Below are 9,292 nucleotides of genomic sequence, written 5' to 3' on the forward strand. Positions count from 1 at the left end.
GTTTGTGCATCATTACAATGCTAATTTACAACTCTAAATGCCTACTTTTCTTTGACGTGAGTTTTATTCTCTCGATCCTTTCCTTCAGGGCACTACCGATTTTGCGATTGTCGCCTGCGGTTGGTTTCATTACTGCAAGCGATTTCGATCTAGGTGGGCGATCGGCTGCGGTGGGTTTCATTGCCGCAAGTGGTTTCGACGCACCTAGGGCGATCGGTGAAACCCTGATTCTTTCGTTGAGGTGCGTCGATTGTCTTTGTAGTCTGGGGTTGAGTGTTTTCAATCCTATGCTTGTTGAAGATGACCCCCCATCTATTGAGAGTAAAAAAACAGTGCGTCGATTTGGCGTCTGGAACGCTTTCTGGGTAAGGGTTTGTAGCCGAACTCTTTCCCAAACACCTCCCCCGCAAGGGGATTGAAACAATTTGAATTGCCACGGTTTAAAACCTCTGTGAACTAATTGCTTTCCCAAACAACTCCCCCGCAAGGGGATTGAAACTCTTGTTCCGGCAAAACCGGTGGAACTGTAGCAGTCCTTTCCCAAACAACTCCCCCGCAAGGGGATTAAAACACCAGAAGGTAAAACATACTTGACCGAACCGAGATTGACTTTCCCAAACAACTCCCCCGCAAGGGGATTGAAACCTTACTTGATCTCCAGTAAATGCCGATATCACAATCCTTTCCCAAACAACTCCCCCGCAAGGGGATTGAAACCATTTTATATTTGTGTTTGTTGGTGGTTTCGCCTTCGCATAACTTTCCCAAACAACTCCCCCGCAAGGGGATTGAAACATTTGGCTTGCCTTGTTCAATGGATTGCCCAACCCTTTCCCAAACAACTCCCCCGCAAGGGGATTGAAACTCTATAGCATTCGCCACTAATCCGTGATGCTAAGTGGTAGGCTTTCCCAAACAACTCCCCCGCAAGGGGATTGAAACGGGGTATTCCCACCTTTTCCCGGTGTTGGACTTGAGTTTGCTTTCCCAAACAACTCCCCCGCAAGGGGATTGAAACTTACTGTAGAATCGTAGGTTGTATCAAATTCTGTTTTACTTTCCCAAACAACTCCCCCGCAAGGGGATTGAAACTCTTTGCTCTTTGATACCGCCTCTTTCGCAGTCTGACCTTTCCCAAACAACTCCCCCGCAAGGGGATTGAAACTCGGGGTAGGCTTGTGCCGTGTCGTATAAATTTGACTTTCCCAAACAACTCCCCCGCAAGGGGATTGAAACGGACGCTGGGGGTCCTTCCCAGCAATCTGAGGAGCAGAACTTTCCCAAACAACTCCCCCGCAAGGGGATTGAAACTCAAATTCCTTGAAGCAAATTTCAACTCTTAAGCTTTCCCAAACAACTCCCCCGCAAGGGGATTGAAACTTTTATTTTAGCCAACAGACCATTCAAGTCCATATAACTTTCCCAAACAACTCCCCCGCAAGGGGATTGAAACACTATTGGCAACGGCAAGCGTTACACCAAGCACAGCCTTTCCCAAACAACTCCCCCGCAAGGGGATTGAAACTTCAGAGCCTCCACCACAAAGCGAACCTACACTTTCCCAAACAACTCCCCCGCAAGGGGATTGAAATATTAAACTATTAAAAGCTTTTAAAGCATACTTGCTCTTTCCCACAAAACTTTATCAAATCATTTCCCCGTCAGGGGATTAAAATAGGAATTTAGGGCGGTGGATTGCAGGCATGGATTCAGCTTGACCCGAAAGACCGCCAGGGACTCAAGTCCCTGTCTAATAGCGAAAGTCCTCTTCAGAGGACTGAAAAGCACTTATGATTTGAGTTACTTCAGTTTGCATTCATCGCCACACAAGGAATTTTTTTTAGGAACTCATCAGCAATACTTCGGACAGTTTTAGATCCGATCGAGTGTCCGAAACCCTTACTGGCTATATAGTAGGCTATTTTTTTAAGGTTTAAGTAAGCGCCCTAAGTTTCCTAAAATGCGTTAAAAATGGCAGGGTTTCCTCGCCATCGGCTTGCATGAGCGTTAAAAAACTGTCCGAAGTATTGATCAGTCCTCTTCAGAGGACTTACACTATTAGGCAGGGGTTTAAACCCCTGCTGGACTGTAGGTTTTACGCGCTTGTTAATATCAATGACCTTTGCTTCGATCGCACTTCAATGCAACTCACCCACCGCTAACCCACCCTACCAAAAACTACGAAGCTCGCAACAACCGACGTATTTCCAGCTTATAAGCCGCATTATTCAAACCTTCACCGCTAGCCAAATCCGGATCTATAGCCTGGGAAATCGCAGCAATTCGATCGCTAGTCGCCGGGTGAGTGCTCAAAATACTTGGTGGAGAAGGCTTATTTAGCAACTTCTTCATAAAATCAACCATCCCAGATTGAGCGTAGCCCGATCGCCCCATAGTTTGCAAACCCAACTGATCCGCCTCATACTCAGCTTGACGGCTGTGCGGGCGGCGCAAAGCCAACTCCACCCCTATCTGCACCGCCCGAGAACCATCCAGCCCAGCCGCCGAAGCAACACCAGATGCGATCGCCATTTGACGCATTTGCTTAATAGAATGGCGAGCACTAATATGCCCGATTTCGTGCGCGATGACGCTTGCTAACTCCGCCTCATTATCCGCCGCCGCCATCAAACCCTTATTCACATAAACAAAACCGCCCATCGTCGCAAAAGCATTAATATTGTCGTCGTCAATCACCTGAAAAGTATAAGGAATATCCGGGCGATCGCTTTCTTGGGCCAGCCGCTGACCGATGCGGTTGATGTATGCTGTAGTAGCCCGATCGCGATCGATCCTAAACTCCCTACTCGTCAACTGCTGATTGATTTGTCGGCCAACCGTCACCTCCTGGCGATCGGACATATTCGACAATTGAATAACTTGAATCCCCCGGAAAATCAGTTCCGGCAAAGAAAATGCTTGAGTCGGTTGTGGGGAAATCACGCAGATACCCGCAGCCACAATCACCGACAAAAATAGATAAATTCCCCCGCCACAACTGCGCCGACAAGTCAACCAAAAACTTTTTAACATGATTTATACGCCCTAAAAGAAGTCAGTAGTCATTAGTCAGTAGTCATTAGTCAGTAGTCATTAGTCATCAGGAAGAAGGAGATAAGACTGCGGTTGAAACCGCATCTACAAAAACAAATTCCCTCTCTAAGAGACCGAAGAGAATAATGTAATTTTAACCCTCCGTTCTTCAACCTGCGGAGGCAGGTTTTGTCTTTATCGACGCGGTTTCAACCGCCCGGTATTCTTTTTTTAGGAAAAACTCAAAAAGTCACTAAACCCGCAGACGAAATATAACGCTGCTTAGTTGCTATTTTAACTTGTTGCCAATTTTTAACCACTCTCCCCATCTCCCGACTCTCCAAGTCCTGCGGATTTTGGGCGATCGTTGTGGTAATATCTTTTGGCTTGTACAGATACTCCTGTCGCTCTGCGTTTATAGGCGATTTATGAAAATTTTAGATTCTCAAGGCCGGTTGTTCGGCAAACTCAGCATTCTAGACATAGGTGCAGCAATGATTGTGCTGCTAGTTGCAGTCGGCATCTTCTTCTTTCCCGGTACTTCCGGCGGTTCCGTCGCCCAAGTCGGCGGCGCTGGCGTCAAAACCGTAGAAATGGACGCAATTGCGATCGGACTCAAAGGCACAAACTTTCAAGAGTTGTTCAAAGCCGGCGATAAAATCAACGTAGTAATTCGCAACCAGCCCTCCGGTCAGATTACAATCAAAGAGGTAAAAACCATAACTAGAACCCTCGCAGTTCCTCAGCCCAACGGCACATTAAAAGCTGTCCCAGATCCTAGAGAAGAAGAATCTTTCAGTAGAAATATGAGATTTACTCTAGAGGGGAAAGGTCAAATTACTGAAAACGGCCCGGTTTTAGGAAATATGAAAGTCAAAATCGGAACTACTCTCGAACTTGAAGGCAAAAAATACATTTTCAACGCTAGCGTCATTGACGTGCGAGTTAAAGAATAGTTAGTTAACAGTTAAATAGGTACGTAGTTGGGCTTGGGCCCTCTTTCTCTATAAGTGTAAAGGAGGCTCAAGCCCAACTACGTACCTTGACATCGGTCAAATCCGTTACAGAATTGGTTGCCGAACTTCTTTACTCTTAAGAAAACAACCTTAAATACTGCCGAATTAAACCAATAGTGACAGCCGGAACTTCCAACTGCGGAGTCAAACCCACATTTTCCAGAGTTTGAAAAACCTTAATTGCTTCCGGATTGAGATTAGCCAACCGCTGGCCAATCTCGGGGCTAGTAAACTGAGATTTTTCACCCCAAATAATCGCAGTCGGGGTTGTTAGCTGAGTGATATAAAGTGACAAATCAAAACACAAATCTCCCCGCACAAAAGACAAGGCTGCATATTCTGCATTTGGTTCTAAAGCAGATTGCAGATAAGCATCGACAATTTCTTGGTACACTCGACGGGAATCAGCAAATTGGCGCTCTTCTAAAAAGCTGCGAATCCCACCGTCGGTGGCGATGCCGGTACTGTACAGCAAGCGGTCTAAAATTGGCGTATTGACAAGCTTAGCGAAGAAACTGCTGCCGTAATCTTGTCCGAAGTCGGACAAACCGCTGGGAATCGTCAAAATCAGCGATTTGAACAGATCCGGGCGGGCGATCGCAGCTCGAATGGCGATCGCCCCAGTCAGCGAAGAAGCTATCACATCCGTAGGACTTCCGCAAGTTTTTTCTATAAATTGGATCGTAGATGTGATATAATCTTCAACCTGATAATTTTTTTGCGGATGTTCCGATCGCCCCCAACCGATTAAATCCGGTGCTAAGACTCGATATTCCGCTGCAAAAGCCGGATAAACTTTCGACCATTCGTAGGCACTCGACCCGCCCCCAAAACCGTGAAAAAATACCAAATTCGGTAGATTTTCCGAATTTGAGTTCGGCAATCCGATCCAAGGCATTTTTTCAGCAGTGTAATATACCATTCTGCCGAGAGAAGTAACTATCGATCGCTGACCGAAGCCGAGAGGAACAAGCATAAATAAGCCTCAATCGCTGTGAGATTGTAGAGTTTCGCGCGCCGCCCGGTCTTTATTTAAAAAGATTGCAAAGCTGGCGTGGTTTTTGTAAAGATTCAGTATTGATTTCTATCTATTTTAGTATAAGTCAAACCTGAAACTACAGACAGCAACTAAGTTTTGTGATTTGCGCGCTGCCGCTGTGCAGTTATCCTCACCCTTGCAAACTACTCGCGATCGGAGATAATAACAAATGATGGGTAAGACCCCTCAACACAATAAAGTCGGTTCGCCGACCCCGAAAGCAGGCACTCGGAAAGCAGGAGTATTAGATATCCCTTATAAGCACGGCAGGTTTACAGCCGAGAGCCAATGACGAATAATTAATCACCATATTTTACGGAGCAGTGGCTTTTAACGTCGAAGGTTTCTGTTGAAAGGCGGGCGATGGGTTTTCGATACTTCTGATTGCAGAGAATGAAATCACCAGTCTCGCCGTTATCAATTCCAACACACAATAAACAACTAATATCAGGGAGGTTCAAAAAAATGCAACTGCTTAGGAAACGGGATCGCGAGGGTTTTATGGTTGATGCAAAAAGTCTTCTAGCTGACGGGTTTGCAGAGTTTGATACTGCCTGTCGAAGTATGGATTCAAACGGCAAACAGACCTTTGTCGCTACTCCAGAACGATCGGGTTCAGGGTTAGATGTGCGATCGCGCGTTAGCGCACCGGGAATGGTTCGCCTAGCTTTAGAAGAATTGAAATGCTTTGAAGTAGTAGAAAACCAGTTTGCCCATTGGGGAGTGACTTTTAGCAATGCCGTCGCCATCCAACCTTCAAACCCAGCATTCCTCACGGTTTCTGGCTCAACAGTGTTAATGGGCGCTCCAAAAAGCGGACTGATAGAAGTAAGTTTCAAGTATCCAGTTCGCAGCGTAGCAGGACTTGTCACCAGTTCGCGGCGAACGGTTTTATCTGCTTGCGACATCGACGGCAACCCGATCGTTCAAGATGAAATGCCAGCACCAAATCTGGCAGGGTCTAATTCTCCGATCGCCCCTAACACACCCCTGCGCGTCAAAGCCCCGAATATTCATCGCATTACATTTTACGCTTTTGACGGTCAGCTAATAGTCGATGACTTTATTTTTGGTTTCTAAAACAATGCCATAAGTATCGTCCCAAGTCTGCAAACCTTCAAGAAGGGCATTGCGGACTAGAGCTTCGGGTTCCTGACTCAACATCAGGCGAAAGCACTCAGCAGCCAGGGAACGGGCGCTCCAACTTTTGACAGAAGTCACGCGGTTAAACCCACCCCGATTCATCAAATCGGTCATTTGCCGCACTGCAATCAAACGCTTCACAGGGTCAGCATCAGTCAAATCTCCCAAGATCCGATCGAGCGCTGCTTCATCTTTTGAGGCTCCCACACTCAGCGCTTGGCGCAGCAACAGCCCTGCCATCGCGATCGTGCCAAAATTTTGCAAAATCAGGCTCAAAGCTACCCAGTGGCTATCGGAGTCCGCCCAAATGGCCAAACTCATGTAAGCGCCCAAGGTAGCAATCCCGCCGGCGCCCACGGCTAAAACCAACCGGCGGTTCGGGCCCTCCCAAAATTCCTCGGCTTTCGATCGCAGCAATTGCCATTCCCCGGACTGCCCTCGGTAAACCAGCATCATCGCTGCGATTCCCAGCCCTGTGGAAAGCAATAACTGACTGTTCCACCATCCCCAAACTGCTGCTAGGGTGAAAGCCGCCAGCCCACCTTTCGATCGGCTCAAACGCGCTAGCAGCCACTTGAGAAAGGCGCTAGAAACCACAGGCGATCGAGCTCTATTGGTCTTCCCATCAACCGAACGGCGTTTTTTTTCGGTTCTCTCTGGGGTTTCCTGCGGGCGATCGTCTAGATTGCTAAATGTCCTCAAAGCTCCAGCATCAGTCATTTCCAAGGACAGGTCGATGGATGGTCGCTGACCGAGTTCCCAAGTGCGATCGGATTCTTTCGCTACCGTTTGATTCAGCTTGGCTGTAGTTTTTTTTAATTGATTCATACTTACTTTTTTCACAAATAACTTAAAGTTATTCAGGCGTCTTTTGCACAGATTTTGTTTTTTTCAAAACAAGAGTATGAGATTTTATAATACCAGAAATTCCAACTTTTGGTGAGTGCCACAAATGAGTCAATTTCCGAGAAATCATTACTCGCAAAAGAGTGATTGAAGATAGCTTGGAAAAGCACAACAGGTAGCGCGCGAATATTTTTGATTCAATCTTGAGTTCAAAGGCGATCGGAGTTGGGTGCCGGCAAAAGAAACAAAAATTAAAAAATCATAAAATTTCTGGTATTTTGATTGCTGGAATTTGCCCTCCGAGAACCTCGCGACGAAAATATAGCCTTTTGTTAAGAGTTTGGGAGTTCGCTATGCCCGGTGTCATACCATTTTCGATTTTAGATTAAATAATTGAAAAATTGGGAATAACTGACTGCGATCGCGGTTGGGATCGCGGGCATACAGTTGAGGAATGCTACTGCGATTCATCAAATAATACTTTTTGGATGCTGTGCCCGGCACCTAGGGCTGTCCGTCCAGCTAGCTTTCAGGCTGTGAACAGTTTCAAACCAGCCTCATTTGCTAAGATTTTTGAACAAAATGTCGATCGCCCGGACAAACAAGAACAAAAGTTGAGTAGGGGTCGATCGTTACCAACAAACAGATGCCTTGCCATCAGCTATAATTTTTTCAGGTAGGACATTAAGTTGCCACGACCGAATCCCATTCCTCGGCAGAACCTCGATCGAGTACGACCGCACAGGATTTCCTGTTTATTTTAGGGAGCGATCGCGAACAGCAGTGCCTCATGGTTGGGGCAGGGGTTTGATGGGTCGATCGTCTCAAGTCGGTTAAAATTAGCTGTAATTATTGTAGGGGCCCGCAGTCACGCTCGATCGGCAATATCTGCCAAATATGGGCGCAAACGCGCCCCCGTATTAGATATTACGGTCGATCGACCTGAGTAGATATCAAGCAGCAGCCCCAACAACCGACCGCGCTAGCGCGATTGGGAAGTGCACACACCCGAAAACAGTGGCTACCAGATCGGAATCAGGTAAAACTGCTGACTCAAAGTGTGTCTGCGGAGGTTACGCTAGTGACAAGAGAAAAAGAATAGTTACGATCGAGACTTTATCAGTCTACCTTGTAATTTATTCCTCATTTGTCAAGCCCAACAGTTTTGCATTTTGTCAGAAGCGAGACTCTTGGCACTTCCAACAAGTGGAAACTAGACCGTCAAAAAGCTTGGGTTTGATGGAAAACCCCTTACCAAAGAAATGGGTTTAAAGCCCCGTCCTTATAGGACGGCTTTAATTATCTCTAAATTTTGCTAATTTTATCAGCAAAACCTAGTATGTATGATAGAACAAGTAAACAACAGAAAAAAATGAAAGCAAGGTATCGGTACAGATTCTACCCAACCGACCAACAAAAACAGAGCGCTTCTCAGTTGTTTGGTTGCCTTCGCGTAGTCTGGAATGATGCTCTTGCACTGTGCAAACAGTCTGAGAAAAAGCTCAAATCGGCAGCAATTCAGAAAGTAGTAATAACTGGGGCAAAACAGACTGAAGAAAGAGCTTGGTTAAGTGGAGTTTCGGCAATCCCACTACAACAGTCTGTAGCCGATCTGGAAACAGCTTTCAAGAACTTCTTCGACTCCTGTAAAGGTAAAAGAAAAGGGCGTAAAGTCGGCTATTCCAAGTTCAAAAAACGCACAAACAGTCAGTCGGCAAGGCTAACCCGTGGTGGTTTTTCCTTAAAAGATAATGGCGGTGTTTATATAGCCAAGATTGGAATCGTCAACCCTATATGGTCTAGGGCGTTACCATCTGAACCTAGCTCGGTCACAATAATTAAGGATTGCGCTAATCGCTATTTCCTGAGTTTTGTTGTAGAGATTGAACCCGTTCGAGTCGATGCTAAAAACCACAGCATCGGCATCGATTTGGGAATCAAAACTTTCGCGCTCGACGAGCAATGGAGAGAAAGTCAAAGTCCTAGCTATAAAAAGCTAGACCGAAAAATCCGCAAACTTCAAAAAAAGTTAGCCCGCCAGCAAAAAGATTCCAAAGGCAGGAATAGAAACCGCGTTCGGATTGCTAAATTGCACAACCAAATTGCCGACAGCCGCAAAGATTTTCTGCACAAATTGTCAACCAAAATAGTCAAGGAAAACCAAGTAATTGTTTTGGAAGACTTGAACCTGTCGGGCATGGTCAAAAACCGCAAG

Annotated in this window: 8 protein-coding genes and 1 CRISPR repeat array; of the genes, 5 read left to right on the plus strand and 3 right to left on the minus strand. The window is 46.2% G+C overall.

Going from position 1 to position 9,292, the window contains the following annotated elements:
* Positions 1 to 386 precede the first annotated feature (386 nt).
* Positions 387 to 1,676: a CRISPR direct-repeat array (repeat unit 36 nt; unit sequence CTTTCCCAAACAACTCCCCCGCAAGGGGATTGAAAC).
* A gap of 502 nt (positions 1,677 to 2,178) precedes the next feature.
* Positions 2,179 to 3,033, minus strand: a complete 855-nt coding sequence (locus JGK39_RS30780) for a M48 family metallopeptidase (RefSeq protein ID WP_293261532.1) — start codon at positions 3,031 to 3,033, stop codon at positions 2,179 to 2,181.
* A gap of 428 nt (positions 3,034 to 3,461) precedes the next feature.
* Here JGK39_RS30780 and JGK39_RS30785 point away from each other — a divergent pair, with 428 nt between their 5' ends.
* Positions 3,462 to 3,989: a DUF4330 domain-containing protein gene (locus tag JGK39_RS30785; protein ID WP_293261535.1), complete on the plus strand. Its 528-nt coding sequence runs from the start codon at positions 3,462 to 3,464 to the stop codon at positions 3,987 to 3,989.
* Positions 3,990 to 4,125: 136 nt separating this feature from the next.
* Here the strand turns inward: JGK39_RS30785 and JGK39_RS30790 are convergent, their stop codons facing one another.
* Complete coding sequence (locus JGK39_RS30790) at positions 4,126 to 5,025, minus strand: alpha/beta hydrolase (protein WP_293261538.1); 900 nt, start codon at positions 5,023 to 5,025, stop codon at positions 4,126 to 4,128.
* 564 nt (positions 5,026 to 5,589) lie between these two features.
* Between JGK39_RS30790 and JGK39_RS30795 the strand changes: the two genes are divergently transcribed.
* Entirely contained in the window at positions 5,590 to 6,168 is a 579-nt protein-coding gene (locus JGK39_RS30795; protein ID WP_293322577.1) for a hypothetical protein, read from the plus strand.
* Here the strand turns inward: JGK39_RS30795 and JGK39_RS30800 are convergent.
* Positions 6,136 to 7,059, minus strand: a complete 924-nt coding sequence (locus JGK39_RS30800; RefSeq protein ID WP_293261544.1) for a hypothetical protein — start codon at positions 7,057 to 7,059, stop codon at positions 6,136 to 6,138. The genes JGK39_RS30795 and JGK39_RS30800 overlap by 33 nt on opposite strands.
* A 419-nt stretch (positions 7,060 to 7,478) precedes the next feature.
* Here JGK39_RS30800 and JGK39_RS30805 point away from each other — a divergent pair, with 419 nt between their 5' ends.
* The 3 genes from JGK39_RS30805 to JGK39_RS30815 all read left to right on the plus strand — a co-directional run.
* Positions 7,479 to 7,757 carry a hypothetical protein gene (locus tag JGK39_RS30805; protein ID WP_293261547.1) on the plus strand — a complete coding sequence of 93 codons (279 nt, stop codon included), beginning with the start codon at positions 7,479 to 7,481 and terminating at the stop codon, positions 7,755 to 7,757.
* Between the two features lie 114 nt (positions 7,758 to 7,871).
* Positions 7,872 to 8,027: a hypothetical protein gene (locus JGK39_RS30810; protein WP_293261550.1), complete on the plus strand. Its 156-nt coding sequence runs from the start codon at positions 7,872 to 7,874 to the stop codon at positions 8,025 to 8,027.
* 422 nt (positions 8,028 to 8,449) lie between these two features.
* Positions 8,450 to 9,292, plus strand: an 843-nt coding sequence (locus JGK39_RS30815; RefSeq protein ID WP_293298616.1) for a transposase, incomplete at its 3' end; no start/stop codon positions are given.

Origin of the sequence: Microcoleus sp. PH2017_12_PCY_D_A (assembly GCF_020738565.1) — a bacterium.
In the GTDB taxonomy this organism is placed as follows: domain Bacteria; phylum Cyanobacteriota; class Cyanobacteriia; order Cyanobacteriales; family Microcoleaceae; genus Microcoleus.

Coding starts and splice junctions, on each gene's coding strand:
- JGK39_RS30780 (WP_293261532.1), bottom strand. CDS start 3,033: ATGTTAAAAAGTTTTTGGTTGACTTGTCGGCGCAGTTGTGGCGGGGGA.
- JGK39_RS30785 (WP_293261535.1), top strand. CDS start 3,462: ATGAAAATTTTAGATTCTCAAGGCCGGTTGTTCGGCAAACTCAGCATT.
- JGK39_RS30790 (WP_293261538.1), bottom strand. CDS start 5,025: ATGCTTGTTCCTCTCGGCTTCGGTCAGCGATCGATAGTTACTTCTCTC.
- JGK39_RS30795 (WP_293322577.1), top strand. CDS start 5,590: ATGGTTGATGCAAAAAGTCTTCTAGCTGACGGGTTTGCAGAGTTTGAT.
- JGK39_RS30800 (WP_293261544.1), bottom strand. CDS start 7,059: ATGAATCAATTAAAAAAAACTACAGCCAAGCTGAATCAAACGGTAGCG.